This window comes from Candidatus Palauibacter australiensis (assembly GCA_026705295.1).
Lineage (GTDB): Bacteria > Gemmatimonadota > Gemmatimonadetes > Palauibacterales > Palauibacteraceae > Palauibacter > Palauibacter australiensis.
Map to the genome: position 1 here is coordinate 66,708 of JAPPBA010000146.1, position 15,833 is coordinate 82,540.

The window sequence follows — 15,833 nt, forward strand, 5'->3', positions numbered from 1 at the left end:
CCGTGCGGGCGGGTCCGGTGCCGACCGGCGGTCAGCCGCCATCATTCATCGATGCCTGGGCTCGGACCCACTCGACGGCTTCGCGGTGGGTGCCGAACCAGACGCCGGGCTTCGAGCGGATGTGCTCGATGAGTTCGCGCAGGATCACGATCCGTGAGCGGTGCCCGATGTAGTGCGGGTGCATGGTGAGGAGGAACATCGTCCCCTCCTCCCAGGCCACGTCGAACTCGTCCTTGTACACCTCCAGCACCTCGCGCGGGTTGGAGTAGCGGTCGCCGAGGGGGTTGAAGAGCGGGGCGTCGTCCAGGATCCAGTCCACCGGGAGTTCGACGAGTCCCGTGGGCTCGCCGTTCTGGTTGATCTCGTAGGGCCGGTCGTCCGCCATGAGCGAGGAGTCGTACAGGAAACCCATCTCGAGCAGGAGGTCGAGTGTCGAGTCGCTGAAGTTCCACGACGGCGCGCGGTAGCCGACCGGGCGTTCGCCCATGAGTTCCGTCAGCCGCTCGATGGCCATGCGCAGCAGGCGCTCCTCCTCATCGCGCGGGAGCGTGGCGTTTCGCTCGTGGATCCAGCCGTGGACGCCGATCTCGTGGCGGCCCGACGCCTGGATCATGTCGACCTGGTGCGGCGCCAGACTGAAGCTGAGGGCGGGCCCGAAGAACGAGGCGGCGATCCCGTACTCGTCGAGCAGGTCGATGATGCGGCCGAGGGCAACGCGCGAGCCGTATTCTCCCTGCGAGAGGCCTCCCACGTTGGTGTCGCCGTTCCGCAGCCAGACCGTCTCGTTGTCCACGTCGAAGGAGAGCAGCACGGCGACTCGGCCGCCGTCCGGCCACGAGTCCGGGTTCAGGTCGCGCCCGGCGCGCACCCGGTTGACGGCTTCGAACACGCGCTCTTCGGACCAGCGCCACGGCGGATCGTCCGCCTCCTGAGCCGCGCGGGCCGTCGCCGGAGTCGCGGCGGCGGCCGCCGCGCCGCAGAGGACGACGGCGAGTCCGCGAGAAATCGAAGATCGGTTCCGGCCGGTCATGAGGGTTCCTCCGTTTCGGTAGTCATCTCAAGTCTGAAGGCTTATTTTAACAGATTGCTCGTGAATCGGACGGACGGCGCCGATTCCGTTCGGCGCAGAGAGCTGTCCCCGATTCGCGGGGCTCGTCGCCGTGGTGCCGGCCCTCCCCTGATTATGGCGACGACGACACATGACGACTACAACGGCCGAAATCGGCACCATGGACCTCAGCGCGCACGGGATCACCGTCACCCGCATAAAACGTAATCCCCCCGTGGGGGACGTCTACGCCGACGCCCTGAGCGGGCGCGAACCCGGCGCGGTGCGGGCGGCGAACGGAGCCCTCGTGGCTTTCTCGGGCGCCAAGACCGGCCGCTCGCCGAACGACAAGCATGTGGTATCCGATCCGGAGACCGAGCGGGACGTCTGGTGGGGTCCGGTCAACTTCCCCATCGAGCGCGAGAGCTTCCGCCGGAATCGCGAACGCGCGCGGGCATTCCTGAACGCGCAGGATCTCCTCTACGTCATCGACGGTTTCGCGGGCTGGGACCCGGCCTACCGCCTCAACGTCCGGATTATCTGCAACCGCCCGTACCACGCCCTCTTCATGCACAACATGCTCATCCGCCCCACGCCCGCGGAGCTGGCGGAGTTCGGCGAGCCCGACTTCGTCGTCTACAACGCGGGCCAGGAGGCGGCGGACCCGTCGGTCGAGGGCGTCACCTCCCCGACGAGCGTCGATCTCTCCTTCGCCGACAACGAGGCCTGCATCCTCGGGACCGAGTACGCGGGGGAGATGAAGAAGGGCGTGTTCACGATCATGAACTACCTCATGCCGAAGCGGGACGTGCTCTCGATGCACTGCTCGGCGACCACCGACCCGGAGACCGGGGCGTCGTCGCTCCTCTTCGGTCTCTCGGGTACGGGGAAGACGACGCTCTCGGCCGACCCGAACCGGCGGCTCATCGGCGACGACGAGCACTGCTGGACCGACGCGGGGATCTTCAACATCGAGGGCGGCTGCTACGCGAAGACGATCGACCTCTCGGAGGAGAAGGAACCGGACATCTACCGGGCGCTGCGCTACGGCGCGGTGCTGGAGAACGTCGTGCTGCGGGACGACCGGAGCGTGGACTGGTCGGATTCGTCAATCACGCAGAACACGCGCGGCAGCTACCCGATCGAGTTCATCGACAACGCGCAGGTGCCGTGCGTGGCGGGTCACCCGACGGACGTGATCTTCCTGACGGCGGACGCGTTCGGCGTGCTGCCGCCGGTGAGCCGGTTGACGCCCGAGCAGGCCATGTACCACTTCATCAGCGGGTACACGGCGAAGGTCGCGGGGACGGAGGTCGGCGTCACCGACCCGGTGGCGACGTTCTCGCCCTGTTTCGGGGGACCGTTCCTCGTGTGGCACCCGGCGAAGTACGCGCGCCTGCTCGCCGACCGCATGCAGGAGCACGGCGTGAAGGTCTGGCTCGTGAACACGGGCTGGAGCGGCGGGCCGTTCGGCGTCGGTGCGCGCATCGACCTTCCGCACACGCGCCGGATGGTCGACGCGATCCACGCGGGCGAACTCGACGGGGCGCCGACGGAGCCGGACCCGGTGTTCGGCGTCCACGTCGTGACGGACGTGCCGGGCGTGCCCGGCGAGATTCTGCGGCCGCGCGCGACGTGGCCCGATCCCGAGGCGTACGACGAAAAGGCCGCGCACCTGGCTCGGCTCTTCAGGGATAATTTCAGGGAATACAAGGACGACTGTCCGCCGGAGGTGTGTGCGGCGGGCCCCGTGGCCTAGAGGAGGAAGCCCGATGCGGCGACGCGATCTGATGTTGGCGGTGGGTCTGGCGGCAATGGTGTCCGGGTGTACGAGCGGGCAGCGGGAAGCGCCGCGGATGGCGGGCGCCGCCATGGCCGGCGCCGCGCAGGCCGGCAACGGCGACGGGAACTCGACTCCGCTGTATGGGAACCTGGGGCCGCACAATCGCCCGATCACCACGCAGTCGGAGAAGGCGCAGGCCTACTTCGACGAGGGCCTGCTGTTCATGTACGCCTTCGGTACCTCGGTCGCCGAGGAGTCGTTCCGGGCCTCGCAGGCGGAGGACCCGGCGTGCGCCTCGTGCTACTGGGGCGAGGCGTGGTCGCTGGCCCCGTACCTGAACGGCGGCATGTCGCCCGGCAACGAGCGCTCGGCCCACGCCGCCATGCAGAAGGCAAAGGAGCACAAGTCGGGCGCGACCGGGGTCGAGCAGGCGCTGATCGACGCCTTCGCCGTGCGCTTCGAGGCCGACCCGGAGCGCTCGCGCCGCCGCATGCTCGACACGCTGTACGCGCGGGAGATGGACAAGGTCGCGGCGCGCTACCCGGACGATCTGGATGTGCTCACGCTGCAGGCCGAAGCCTGGATGCTGCTGCGCCCCCGGCGCGGCGATGTGGATCTCGGGGCGAAGGATGTGAAGAAGATCCGCCCTATCCTCGAGACCGTACTGGCGCGCGACATCCGCCACCCCGGCGCCTGTCACCTCTACATCCACCTCGTGGAGGCATCGCAGGATCCGGGTCTGGCCGAGGCGTGTTCGGACCACCTCGGAAGCCAGATCGCCGTGAGCCACATCCACCACATGCCGACGCACATCTACATGAACATCGGCCGCTGGGGCGACGCGGTGCGCGGCAACCAGCAGGCGTGGCACGCGGACCAGAAGGCCGCGCACGGCGGCCCTCCCGGCGTCTATCCCTCGCACAACCTGCACATGCTGCTCAACGCCGCCGTGATGGACGGGCAGAGCGCCGTCGCGATCCAGGCGGCGAAGGATCTGTCGGGGCACCGCGGGCCGTGGGGGGCCTACATCCCGCTCACCTACGCCGCGTTCGGCCGCTGGAGCGAGATCCTGGCGGGCGACGGGCCGAAGTCGGATCAACCCATGGAACTCGTCGCGTGGAGCTTCTCGCGCGGCCTCGCCTACCTTCGGATGGGGCACGTCGACGTCGCGGAGGACCACCTCAAGGAGATCGATGAGGCGCTCGAGGAGGCCGATCCCTCCGCCACCTTCCGCTACAGCCCGCTCGCGGACATCGTCGCGCTGCCGCGCTCGATCCTCGCGGGGGAAATCTTCAACGCGCGGGGGAAGGCGGAGGACGCCGTCGCGGTGCTGAAGCACGGCATCGAGAAGGAGGACGGACTCATCTACTCGGAGCCGCGGGCGTGGCACATGCCGGTCCGCCATACGCTCGGCGCCATCCTGCTCGAGAACGACCAGGCGGCGGAGGCGGAACAGGTGTACCGCGGCGCGCTCGATGATCTGCCCAATCAGGGCTGGGCGTACTTCGGCCTCATGCAGGCGCTCGATGCGCAGAAGAAGACGGCGCAGGCGCAGGAAGCGCGGCGGGAGTTCGACCGCTACTGGGTCCGCGCCGACACCTGGCTGCGCTCGTCGAGATTCTGACGCCGTCGCGAACGGCTTCTGCGCGAGACCGGGCCGAACTCCCGTGATCGACTTCTCGCCGCCCGAGAGTCCGCACCGGGTCAGCTACGATGGCGACTTCGACATCTCCCGGGCGGTGACGGCGCCACCGTCCGACGCGCCCTCCGAGCGCGAGATGAGAAAGGAACTGAAGCGCACGGTACGCAGGATCTCGCGGCTCCAGCGGCGTCTCCACGCGCACCGCCACTACGCCGTGCTGCTCGTTTTCCAGGCGATGGACGCGGCCGGCAAGGACTCGACGCTGCGGGCGGTCATGACGGGCGTGAATCCGGCCGGCTTCCGGATCAACGCGTTCGAGGCGCCGTCCAACGAGGAGGCGAGGCACGACTTCCTTTGGCGCACGACGCGTCGGCTTCCCGAGAAGGGCCGGATCGGGATCTTCAACCGCAGTTACTACGAGGAAGTGCTCATCGTGCGGGTTCATCCTGAGTTCCTCGACCGGCAGAAACTCCCGCGGAAATTGCCGATTATGGAGCGGTGTGAGGAACGGTACGAGTCGATTCGCGACCACGAGGCGCACTTGGCGCGGAACGGGACCGTGATCCTGAAGTTCTGGCTCAACATCTCGAAAGAAGAGCAGGCCCGCCGCTTCCTGCGCCGCATCGACCGTCCCGACAAGAACTGGAAGTTCAATCGCGCCGACATCGAGGAACGGCAACACTGGGACGAGTACATGGCCGCGTACGAGGATGCGATCAACGCGACGGCCCGCCCGTGGGCGCCGTGGTACGCGATCCCCGCCGATTCGAAGCCCTGGATGCGGCTCCTCGTCGCCCGCTTGGTGCGCGACCAGCTTGCCACCCTCGACCTCACAGATCCCGCACTACCCGAAGACGAGCGCGCCGAACTCCAGGGCTACCGCGCCGATCTCACCGCCGAACTCTGATCGTGGTTCGCACCTACAACCACATGCCGACCCGCCATCGCGCCTTTCTCGAGCGCGCGGTTGAGGCTGTACCCGGGATCCACGGCATCGTCGGCCTCGCGGCGGGCGGCTCGTTCATCGTGGGCGAGATCGACGAGTTTTCGGATCTCGACCTCGTGCTGGCGGTGGAACCGGGGGCCTGGCCGGAGATCCTCGACCGGCAGCAGGCGGTCGCCGCCGAACTCGATCCCTCGTTTCTGGCCGGCTTCACGGGGGAGCACGTGGGAGAGCCGCGCCTGCTCGTGTGCCTCTACGGTCCTCCCCCCCTGCACGTGGACCTGAAGTTCGTGTCGCTCGACGACGCGCACGAACGGATCGAGGATCCGGTCATCCTGTGGGAGGTCGATGGCTGCCTGAGCGCGGCGTTCGCGCGGGCCGCCCCCCGGTACCCGGCCGCGGATCCGGACTGGATCGAGGATCGCTTCTGGATCTGGGCGCACTACCTCGCGGACAAGATCGAGCGCGGGGAGATCTTCGAGGCGCTGGACGGACTGACGTTGCTTCGGACCGCCGTGCTGGGACCGCTGGCGTTCCTCGGAGCCGGCGTCGAGGCGACCGGCGTGCGCCGGATCGAGGACCGGCTCCCCGCCTTCGCGACCGACCTCGAACGGACGGTTGGAGGCGTCGACGCCGCGGCGTGCGTGGCCGCACTCGAAGCGGCGATCGAACTCTACACCGGGTTGCGGGCGGCCGGCGGCGAGGGAAGCGAAGGCGAAACGAGCCCTATCGAACGCGAAGTCCGGGCGTACGTCGCGGGGCTTCCCGCCCGGCTTGGCCTCGGCGGGTCCCGCACCTGACCCCTCCCGGGCCGCGCCGCGGCCGGACGTCTGTTCCGGGATCGGCTGCGCCAACATTTTGCGACCCTTGGCCGATCTCGCGCACCGGGAGGCGTTCATGGCCGGCAGACAACATCGACTTGAGCACCCGTACGCCGGAGCGGTCCGCCGCCGGAGCGCGCTTCCACCCACCCTCCTCGCGGGAATCTGGCTTTGTGTCGGTTGCGCGCCGGATAGCGGCGCAGGAACGGGCGGCGATGACGGCAGCGGCGCGGAGGGCGGGGCAGCGACGACGGAGGCCGTCCACTTCGCGTTCACGGAGGTCGTGCCGGGGGTCTATCACGCGCGCGGCGCCAGCGACCTCGTCGTGGGATCGAACGCCGGCGTGGTCGTGAACGAGGCGGACGTGCTCCTCGTCGATTCCCACATTTCCCCCGCGGCGGCGAGCGCCCTCATCGAGGACCTGCGCTCGATCACCGACAACCCTGTGCGCTACGCCGCGAACACGCACTGGCACTTCGACCACGCGCACGGCAACCAGGTGTATCCGCCGGAGGTCGAGATCATCAGCCACGAGGCGACCCGCGCGGCGATCGCGGCCGGACGCTCGAATTCGGGCCGCTCCTACGAACTCTTCGTGGGATCGATCCCGGGGCGGATCGGGCAGATGGAGGCAACGCTCGACACGATGACGGACGCGGCGGCGCGCGCGGAGCTGGAGGCCACGCTCGAACGTCAGCGGACCTACTACGCCCAGTTGCAGGAGGTCGTCCCGACGCCCCCCAACACGACGCTCTCGGAGCGGCTCACGCTCTATAAGGGCGGACGCGAGATCCAGTTCCACTTCTTCGGGCGCGCCCACACGGAGGGCGACGTCATCGTTTACCTCCCGGATGACCGCGTGATCATCACCGGAGACATGCTCACCGCCGGTCTCCCCTATATGGGCGATGGGTACGTGAACGAGTGGGTCGAGACGCTCGACCGCCTGAAGGCGCTCGACTTCGACTGGATCATCCCCGGCCACGGCGAGCCGTACCGGGAGCGAGAGCGAATCGACCACCTGCAGGCCTACATGCGGGACCTGTGGGACCAGTCCGTCGCGCTCCACGGTCAGGGAGTGAGCGCCGAGGACGCGGCGGTGCGCATCGACCTTACGGCACACGCCGACAACTTCGGCGGCATCGCGAGTCCGGGCGCGAACCCGGTCGCGGTGCTGCGGATCTTCGAGTTGCTCGACGGCACCGCGAACTGAGACGAGGCGCACGGACGGAACCATGAAGACGGAACCAGAAAGGGAGTTCATGATGTCCACAGATTCGAATCGTCGCGATTTTCTGAAGGTCACGGCTGCGGCGGGCGCCGCCCTCGGGCTCGGCGTCCCCGGCGCGGCCCGCGCCCTCTCGCCCCGACCGTCCGCGAACCGGGCGCCCGCGGGGCAGGCCCGGACGCTGCTGATCCTGGGCGGGACCGGCTTCATCGGCCCCTACCAGGTTCGATCGGCGCTCGCGCAGGGGCTGGAGGTGACGATCTTCAACCGCGGCAGCCGCCCCGGCATGTTCGAGGGCGTCGAGGAACTCGTCGGGGACCGGAACGGGGACTTCGAGTCGCTGCGCGGCCGGACTTGGGACGTCGTGATTGACAACTCCACGGCTCGTCCCGACTGGGTGACGAGCATCGGGGAGTTCCTCCGCGACTCGGTCGGGTACTTCTACTACGTCTCCTCGCGCTCGGCGTACGCGAGCCACTCCACCGTGCCGATGACGTCCGCCGTGCCCTCCTACACGTACGAGACGGCCGGCGTGGACCGTGCGACCGCCGACATCACGCGGCTCCCCTACGGCCTCGCGAAGGCGGAGTCCGAGCGCGAGGCGATGCGGATCTTCCCCGACCGCTACGGGATCTTCAGGCCCGGCCTCATCATCGGACCCGACGATCCCACCGACCGCTTCACGTACTGGCCCGTGCGGATCCACCGGGGCGGCGAGGTGTTGTCTCCCGGCGACGGCACGGACCCGGTGCAAATCATCGACGTGCGCGATCTCGGCGACTTCATGGCGCTGTCCTCAGACCGCGGACACACGGGCATCTTCAACCTCGTGGGACCCGCCACGCCGCGGCCGATGTCCGAACTCCTGTACGGCATCCGGGCCGTGACGACGGCCGAGACGACGTTCACGTGGGTGCCCCGCGAGTTCCTCGCCGAGCGCGGCGTGCGACCCTACGCCGAGATGCCGGTGTGGCGGCCGCCGACGCCGGGGTCGGAAGGGTTCGCGCGCTTCGACCTCTCCAACGAAGTCGCGCACGGGATGACGTTCCGCTCGCTGGCGGATACGACGCAGGCGACGCTGGACTTCCACTTCTCCCGCACACCGGAGCGGCAGGGGGAGATGCGGCCGGGACTCCCCGCGGAGCGGGAGGCGGAGATCCTGCGGGAGTGGCACGCGTCGCGCTGACGGGAGGCCGCCGCGCTGACGGGAGGCCGCTGCGGCGGCGGCTCTTGCCGCCCGCCGTGACGGCGGCAAATGTGGTCGGCGCACGCACGCGGATCGTGCGCGGGACGGGGCGGAGGTGGGGCGCGAGACCGACGGAAACGGAGGCGACGTGAACGATCGAGACGAAAGCTCCGGACTCACGCGGCGAGCCCTGATCGCTGGAGCCGCGGTGGCCGCTGGCGGCGCCATCACAGCCGGCGCAACGCGCGGACTGGTCCAGGAGGCGCCGGATCCGACGAAGGTGCCGGGCGCCCGTCCCGTCACGGTCGGGTCCCGTTCCCCGCACGAGACGCCGGAGAAGCTGCTGTCCGGTTCGATGGGCGGCTCCTCGCGGACTCCGCTCCAGGACCTGCACGGGATCATGACCCCGGCGGATCTTCACTTCGAGCGACACCACCACGGGATCCCCTACATCGATCCCGCGACCTACCGCCTCCTCATCCACGGCATGGTGGACCGGCCCACGCTGTTCACGCTCGATGACCTGAAGCGCTTTCCGCAGGTCTCGAAGCTGCTCTTCATCGAGTGTTCGGGGAACGGCGGAGGCGCCTACGCCCCGTCGCCCAGCCCGCAGCACACGCCGCAATCGGTCGACGGTCTGCTCAGCACGAGCGAATGGACCGGCGTCGCGCTTTCCACGCTGTTCGAAGAGGTGGGCGCGCACGCGGACGCGACGTGGTTCCTCGCGGAAGGGTCGGACGCGGCGGTCATGGGCCGCAGCATCCCGATCGAGAAGGCGTGGGACGACGCGATGATCGCCTACGCCCAGAACGGCGAGGCGATCCGGCCCGAGCAGGGCTACCCCGCGCGAGTGTTCCTGCCCGGGTGGGAGGGCAACGCGAGCGTGAAGTGGATCCGGCGCATCGAACTCTCCGACCGCCCCGCGATGTTCCGCGATGAGACGTCCAAGTACACGGATCCGCTCCCGGACGGGACGTCACGGCAGTTCTCCTTCGTGATGGATGCGAAGTCGATCATCACCTACCCGACCTACCCGCGGCGGCTGCCGGGGCCCGGCTTTGTCGAGATCTCGGGCTACGCGTGGACCGGCCGCGGTCTGATCGAGCGCGTGGAGGTGAGTACGGACGGCGGCGATTCCTGGCACGACGCGGTGCTGCAGGAGCCCGTGCTGCCCAAGTGCACGACGCGGTTCCGCCACGCCTGGGAGTGGGACGGCGGCGCGGCGCACCTGCTGAGCCGCGCGACGGACGAGACGGGGTACAGGCAGCCGGTCCGCCAGCAGGTTCTCGACGCGCGCGGGCCCGGCACACGCTACCACTCCAATGCGATCCGCGGGTGGCGCGTGGCGAGCGACGGCTCGATCGAGTTCGCGCCGGTATGAGCCGCGCCAATGCGGTCTCGCGGCTGGTGGTGGTGGCGGCCGTCGTGCCGGCGCTGGCGGCCTGCGGTGCGGACGACTCCGCGGGCGGCGTGGAGGCCGGCAACGCCGTACCCGGCGCGGCTACGGTCGTGACGACCGATCCGGGCGACGGGATGACCGGGCGGGCGGGCGCGGCCGAGCCCGTGTACGGCTTCGGGACGCCCGCGACGGCGTCGCAGATCGCGGCGTGGGACATCGACATCGGCCCCGACGGCGCCGGGCTGCCGCCCGGACAGGGCACCGTCGCGGAGGGACTGGAGGTGTGGGAGCGCCACCGCTGTGTTCTCTGCCACGGACCCACGGGGCGCGAAGGGCCGAACGACCTCCTCACGGGCCGCATCCCCGGAGATGAGTTCCCGTTCGCGAACGACCGCAGCCTGCGCTCCACCGTTGGCAACTACTGGCCCTACGCGACGACGCTGTTCGACTACACCCGTCGCGCCATGCCCTTCGACCTGCCGGGAACGATGACCGACGAGGAGGTCTACGCCGTGGTCGGGGCCATGCTCTACTTCAACGACCTCCTGCCGGCGGATGCCGTCGTCGACTCCGCCACGGTCGTCGACACGCGCATGCCCGCCCGCGACCGCTTCGTCCGCGACAACCGAACCGGCGGCCCCACCATCCGCTGACCGGCGCGGCTACACGAGTTCGATTCGGAGGCGCCGCCCCAGCGCCTCGGCGGCCCCTATCAGCGTAGCGAGCTGTATCCGATCATTGTCGGGATCCAGTATCCGGTCCAACTGGCTGCGGCTGGTGTTCATCTTCCTCGCCATCGCATTCTTGCTCAGGCGCTCCGTAGCCATGGCCTCCTTCAACTGCCACGCGATGACGCGCTTCACGGCCGCCGCCGTCGTCTCCTCCAGCGTCCCTTGCTCGCGCAGATAGTCCTCAAAGGAAGAACCGACGCCTTCTCTTTCCTCAACCATGAACGAACTCCCTTGCCCGCCTCCGTGCGATGTCAATATCGGACTTCGGCGCCGTTTAGGCGCTGAAATGGCCGCCTGCCGGATGCATGTACCTTATGTGGTACAGCCCGTCAAGCGCGTCTCAAGCGAGCGAGACCGGAGGTTCCCTACGTGGGGAGATCAGCACTTGTTGTGCCGGAGTACAACAGCCCAAGTTCCCCGACGCACCCCCACCGTACCCGCCATCCGAAGTCGAGACGGATCATGTTCCAGCAGTATCCTCAGAAGGGCGTGAACGAACCAATCCTGCTGCACCAAGGCAAGTTCCACGTTCGCTCGGGCGATCACTTCGCTGCGCCGAGAGGCTCAGCGAGCCTGCGATGGCTACCGAGACCGGGCATCGAGTTCGATATCGAGACCGACGAACCAGTCGGAATCGATCTTGATTCCTTGACCGTGGAACTGGCAGGCTTCAGGACAGAGAATGCCCTCGCTCACTCGATGAACCTGGGTTCTACTTGTAGGATTCGCGCGTTCGCCAGTGAGATGGAATGGGGTGGCGAACAACCCCTTCTCTCGGCTGGATTCCAGGCCGCGGTTCCCGGAGATCCAACGGCAGTGGGCAGCGGCTACGGGACGATCCAGACGGTTGAGCACGGGTGCGCTCGATGTGCTTGAGCGGGCGCGGGCGCTGTCTCCCGAGTCGTCGCTGGAGTTCCCCTCAAAAAAACCGGCGGGCTGTTGGCGAGGAACGCGCCGGGGCGCGTGCTGCGGAGAGCCAGAGTCCCCCGCGCCGGTGCTGGCTCACGCTCTTACGGTGCGTAAGCCAGCACACGCAACGTTGAACGCCGCGGCTGGCGAGGGGAAGCGCCGCCCCCCTTCGATCCCCAGCTTTTTGGCACCGCTGGCGAAGCAGCGTTCGGTCCAACCCCAACTGACCAAGGCTCGCCGCGACCGGGTCACTGGTCCTTTGCGACGTTGTTCTCGTACACGATCTCGCCGTCTCGCCTAAGCAGTAGCCCTTGAAACGGATCCGGAAGGCTTGACAGGCCGTGTCCGGCGGACGCTTTGCCGAGAAAGATCCGGTCACCCCCATCACCCATAGTAACGCCCACCTCACCCGTCAGGTCGTCCAAGAACAACACGAGACCCTCGGTGCTGCGATTCGAATCGAGGCCGAGCGTTACGCGATAAGTGCCGTCGATATCGAGCAGTCCGTACCCCATCCGCTCGAATCCCTCGGCGTCATTGATCACCATGCCCGTGCTCGGGCCGATGCGCTTGCCGATGTTCGGATCGGGCTTCGGGTCGCCGAGGGCAATCCGGTCGAAGCCATCTTCGCTTAGGATGAGGATACCGTTGGTCGAGTGGTTGTAGTCTTGGTACCAACTCATATACTCCTCTGAAAACCGGGGTCCCCAGACCTCCCGCACCCTGGCTTCGTCGGTGCGGAAACGGTTGGCCGCTTCGGGAATCGGCGCGCCCACGAGAATCCTCTCGCGACCGGCGGTGTCCTCAATGATCAGGCCGCGCACCCTCAGCACACCGTCTGTCGCCGTGACGCTCCTGAAGAACAGGACGACCAGCGCAACGGTCATCAGGGCGGAGTATCCTTGGAGCCAGCGAATCGTGCGTGTCAGTGGTTCGGGATTCGTACTCACTGATTCCTCCTACGGAAGTCGGGACGCAAGACGCGTCCGCAGTGTCGGCGGGCCTGAGTTTGTCCAAGGTTGACGGGCATTGGGGAATAGCTTGGTTGATCCTCTCGGTCTGTGGCAAGCGGCTGGAGATCGCAACGACGGTGGTCGGAATAGGAACACGGAAGGTGGTCGCAACGCGGCCCCGCCTCCCCCTCGTGACCTCAAGGATCAAGGACAACCGCCACCCGCTGGGTACGCTCGGGCCTCTCGGCCCACGCTGCACTGTTCACCTCTGGATGGCCGACACGCTTGCAGGAGGCGATGGCCGCGTAGGGAATGGCGGCCCGGGAACGCCTCAAGGAGGCGAAGGGCGTGGTTCCCCAACCGCGTACTGTTCCAGAGTGCGGATCTCGTCGGGGGGGTCGAGGGGGCGGAGCCCCTCGTCAGCCTTGCAGGGTTCGCGCGGAGCGTGGCCACGAAAGGTAGCCTCAGGGTCCAGTACAACAGCAGGAAACGCAGATCGTGCAGTCCTGTATGACTTTAGACGATTTCCTGCCGGAATTTGCGCTTCAGGCAACCTGCCGGGCCGGCAGGGCGGAAGCATCGAGAATCAAGGCAAGAAGTCACGTAAGTTCAATGGGGACTGCACGATCTGCCCTTCTTGCCGATGGATTCGAATCGGGGATTACCGGGTTGAAATGGCCGGAAAACCCGGTGGAAGTGGCGGGAGTGCGAGGCTGACATGGCAAGGCTCGGCGGCGTCATCCGAAGGTACGGCGGAGCACGGATTCGTAGATGCCGTCGCCGAACCACTTGCGGATGAACATCAGCGGGCGCGCCGTCGCGCCCTTCACGTATCGCCGTCGCGGGTGGGCGGCGGTAGCCGCCTCGACGAACACGCGGGCAAGCACCTTGGCGTCAGTGCCGCGACTCGCGGCCTTGGGGTCGGACGCCATCGCGAATAACCGGTCCAGACCGGTCTTGTAGGCGCTGTCGGCGTAGTATTTCTGAAGGCTCCCTCCCACCACATGGCCGAACTCGGTCTGGATGAGGCCCGGCTGGATCAACACGACTTGGATGTTGAACGGCGCGGTCTCGATGCGGAGGCAGTCCGACCAGCCTTCGAGCGCGTGCTTGGTCGCGTGGTACCATGCCCCGAAGGGCGTGAAGATCCGGCCGCCCATCGAGGAGGTGTTGACGATCCGGCCCGCACCCTGCTCCCTCATGTGCGGCAGGACGAGCTGGGTGAGGTGGGCGAGGCCGAACAGGTTCACCTCGAACTGGTATCTGGCGTCTTCGAGCGGGATGTCCTCGACCGTCCCGTAGAGGCCGAAGCCCGCGTTGTTGATCAGAACGTCGATGCGTCCGTCGGCGTCGATGATTCGGCGCACGGTTCGCTCGTTGTCCTCGCCCTTCGAGACGTCCATCTCGACCGGGGTGATGCCGTGTTCCGGCAGATCCTCCATGCGATCCACCCGGCGCGCGCCAGCGTAGACGGTGTGGCCCGCGCGGGCCAGCAGGATCGCCGCCTCCCGGCCCATGCCGGATGAGGCTCCGGTGATGAGTATGACCCTGCCCAAGTAGCTGCTCCCTCCATCGGCGTTGTACTGAAAGACGTTGCACGCGCGAGCATCTGCTGCGGGCCTCCCTTGGCTGGCTCCGCGCGGCGTTGATCCACCCAATCTAATCGGGAAGCGCCCGAGGTGGCATCCTGACGGGGGCGACGGCCTCCCGCTAAGCCCTCCCGCGACGTGGGGGTCGCGCCGATGACGCTCGAAGGCGTGATACATTGATGGCGACTGGTCGAGCGCCGCGACGAGGCGCGTTGGCCCATGTGAACCGCCGACGGCAAGCGGAGAGTCCCTCAGATGACCCCGAACGAGTTCATCGCGAAATGGCACGCCTCGGAGCTGAAGGAACGCTCCGCGGCGCAGGAGCACTTCATCGACCTGTGCCGTCTGCTCGGCGAGCAGACGCCCGCGGAAGCCGATCCCAAGGGGAACCGTTACTGCTTCGAGAAGGGAGCGGCGAAGGACTCGGGCGGTGGAGGCTGGGCCGACGTGTGGAAGCGGCATCACTTCGCTTGGGAGTACAAGGGAAAGCACGCGAACCTCGACGCCGCGTTCAACCAGCTCAGGCAGTACGCGCTCGCGCTGGAGAACCCGCCGCTGCTGATCGTCTCGGACATGCGCCGGTTCCAGATTCGGACGAACTGGACCAACTCGGTCAGCAAGACACACGAGTTCGAGCTTGACGATCTCGCGGACGGCGCGGTCCGCGACAAGCTCAAGTGGGCCATGTCCGACCCGAAGCGGCTGCGGCCGGGCGAGACGCGGCAGACACTGACGGAACGGGCCGCGAGGCACTTTGCATTGTTGGCTCAGTCGCTCCGCGATCAGGGCCACGGCCCGGAGGATGTGGCCCACTTCGTGAACCGCCTCGTGTTCTGCATGTTCGCCGAGGATGTGGGACTGCTTCCCAACGACATGTTCACCCGGATGTTGAGGCGCGCGCGGCGGAAGCCGGAAAAGTTTGCGGACCTGGCCCGGAAGCTGTTCGGGGCGATGTCCACGGGCGGCGAGGTCGGGTTCGAGGATGTGGACTGGTTCAACGGCGGGCTGTTCGAGGACGACGCCGCCCTCCCCATGGACAGAGAGCAGATTCAAACGACTCTGGAAGCCTCCGGACTCGACTGGTCGAGCATCGACCCCTCGATCCTCGGCACGCTGTTCGAGCGGGGCCTCGACCCGGACAAGCGTTCCCAACTCGGGGCGCACTACACGGACCGGGACAAGATCATGCGGATCATCGATCCCGTCATCGTCCGTCCCCTGCTGGCGGAGTGGGAGACCGTGAAGAGCCGGATCGCCGACAGCTTGAAGCGGGCGGGCACGGCGAAGTCGAAGGGTGCGGCGACGCGGCAGCGGAGACGCGCGGAGAACGCGCTGGGCGCATTCCTCGAAAGGCTGCGGGCCTTCACGGTGCTCGACCCGGCCTGCGGATCGGGCAACTTCCTCTACCTCGCGCTCCACGCGCTCCATGACGTGGAGCACCAAGTCCAGTTGGAGGCCGAAGGGCTGGGTCTCCAGCGGGGCTTCCCGTCGGTCGGCCCCGCCAACGTGAAGGGTATCGAATTGAATGCCTACGGCGACATGAGCTTTCGGATTCCCATGTCGTTGTGATCGTTCAGCTTACGGGATTCGGCGGTCGGATT

The 15,833-nt window shown here is 67.5% G+C and carries 13 protein-coding genes; 9 read left to right on the forward strand and 4 right to left on the reverse strand.

Annotated features, from left to right (window positions below; translation table 11 throughout):
- Positions 1–31: 31 nt before the first annotated feature.
- On the reverse strand, positions 32–1,030 hold the full coding sequence (locus OXN85_12190; GenBank protein MCY3600716.1) for a polysaccharide deacetylase: 999 nt from the start codon (positions 1,028–1,030) through the stop codon (positions 32–34).
- Positions 1,031–1,199: 169 nt separating this feature from the next.
- Here OXN85_12190 and pckA point away from each other — a divergent pair, with 169 nt between their 5' ends.
- The 8 genes from pckA (at position 1,200) to OXN85_12230 (ending at position 10,703) form a co-directional block, all read left to right on the forward strand.
- On the forward strand, positions 1,200–2,807 hold the full coding sequence (pckA, locus tag OXN85_12195) for a phosphoenolpyruvate carboxykinase (ATP) (protein MCY3600717.1): 1,608 nt from the start codon (positions 1,200–1,202) through the stop codon (positions 2,805–2,807).
- Between the two features lie 13 nt (positions 2,808–2,820).
- Positions 2,821–4,455, forward strand: a complete 1,635-nt coding sequence (locus OXN85_12200; protein MCY3600718.1) for a hypothetical protein — start codon at positions 2,821–2,823, stop codon at positions 4,453–4,455.
- A 43-nt stretch (positions 4,456–4,498) separates the two neighbouring features.
- The gene (locus tag OXN85_12205) at positions 4,499–5,380 is read left to right on the forward strand and encodes a polyphosphate kinase 2 family protein (GenBank protein ID MCY3600719.1); all 882 of its coding nucleotides are present in this window, start codon (positions 4,499–4,501) and stop codon (positions 5,378–5,380) included.
- A 2-nt stretch (positions 5,381–5,382) separates the two neighbouring features.
- Positions 5,383–6,216 (forward strand): oxalate:formate antiporter, encoded by an 834-nt coding sequence (locus tag OXN85_12210; protein MCY3600720.1) that lies wholly within the window; start codon positions 5,383–5,385, stop codon positions 6,214–6,216.
- 97 nt (positions 6,217–6,313) lie between these two features.
- Positions 6,314–7,450, forward strand: a complete 1,137-nt coding sequence (locus OXN85_12215) for an MBL fold metallo-hydrolase (protein MCY3600721.1) — start codon at positions 6,314–6,316, stop codon at positions 7,448–7,450.
- A 22-nt stretch (positions 7,451–7,472) separates the two neighbouring features.
- Positions 7,473–8,651, forward strand: a complete 1,179-nt coding sequence (locus tag OXN85_12220; protein ID MCY3600722.1) for an NAD-dependent epimerase/dehydratase family protein — start codon at positions 7,473–7,475, stop codon at positions 8,649–8,651.
- Positions 8,652–8,799: 148 nt separating this feature from the next.
- Positions 8,800–10,032 (forward strand): sulfite dehydrogenase, encoded by a 1,233-nt coding sequence (gene soxC, locus OXN85_12225; protein ID MCY3600723.1) that lies wholly within the window; start codon positions 8,800–8,802, stop codon positions 10,030–10,032.
- Positions 10,029–10,703: a cytochrome c gene (locus tag OXN85_12230; protein ID MCY3600724.1), complete on the forward strand. Its 675-nt coding sequence runs from the start codon at positions 10,029–10,031 to the stop codon at positions 10,701–10,703. The genes soxC and OXN85_12230 overlap by 4 nt, the downstream gene beginning before the upstream one ends.
- Positions 10,704–10,712: 9 nt before the next feature.
- Here the strand turns inward: OXN85_12230 and OXN85_12235 are convergent, their stop codons facing one another.
- From OXN85_12235 to OXN85_12245, 3 genes are all read right to left on the reverse strand, one after another.
- Positions 10,713–11,000, reverse strand: coding sequence for a helix-turn-helix domain-containing protein (locus OXN85_12235; GenBank protein ID MCY3600725.1), 288 nt, complete (start codon positions 10,998–11,000; stop codon positions 10,713–10,715).
- A gap of 938 nt (positions 11,001–11,938) precedes the next feature.
- Positions 11,939–12,577, reverse strand: a complete 639-nt coding sequence (locus OXN85_12240) for a hypothetical protein (protein ID MCY3600726.1) — start codon at positions 12,575–12,577, stop codon at positions 11,939–11,941.
- Between the two features lie 803 nt (positions 12,578–13,380).
- Positions 13,381–14,199: an oxidoreductase gene (locus OXN85_12245; protein MCY3600727.1), complete on the reverse strand. Its 819-nt coding sequence runs from the start codon at positions 14,197–14,199 to the stop codon at positions 13,381–13,383.
- Between the two features lie 288 nt (positions 14,200–14,487).
- Between OXN85_12245 and OXN85_12250 the strand changes: the two genes are divergently transcribed.
- On the forward strand, positions 14,488–15,801 hold the full coding sequence (locus tag OXN85_12250; GenBank protein ID MCY3600728.1) for a hypothetical protein: 1,314 nt from the start codon (positions 14,488–14,490) through the stop codon (positions 15,799–15,801).
- Positions 15,802–15,833 lie beyond the last annotated feature (32 nt).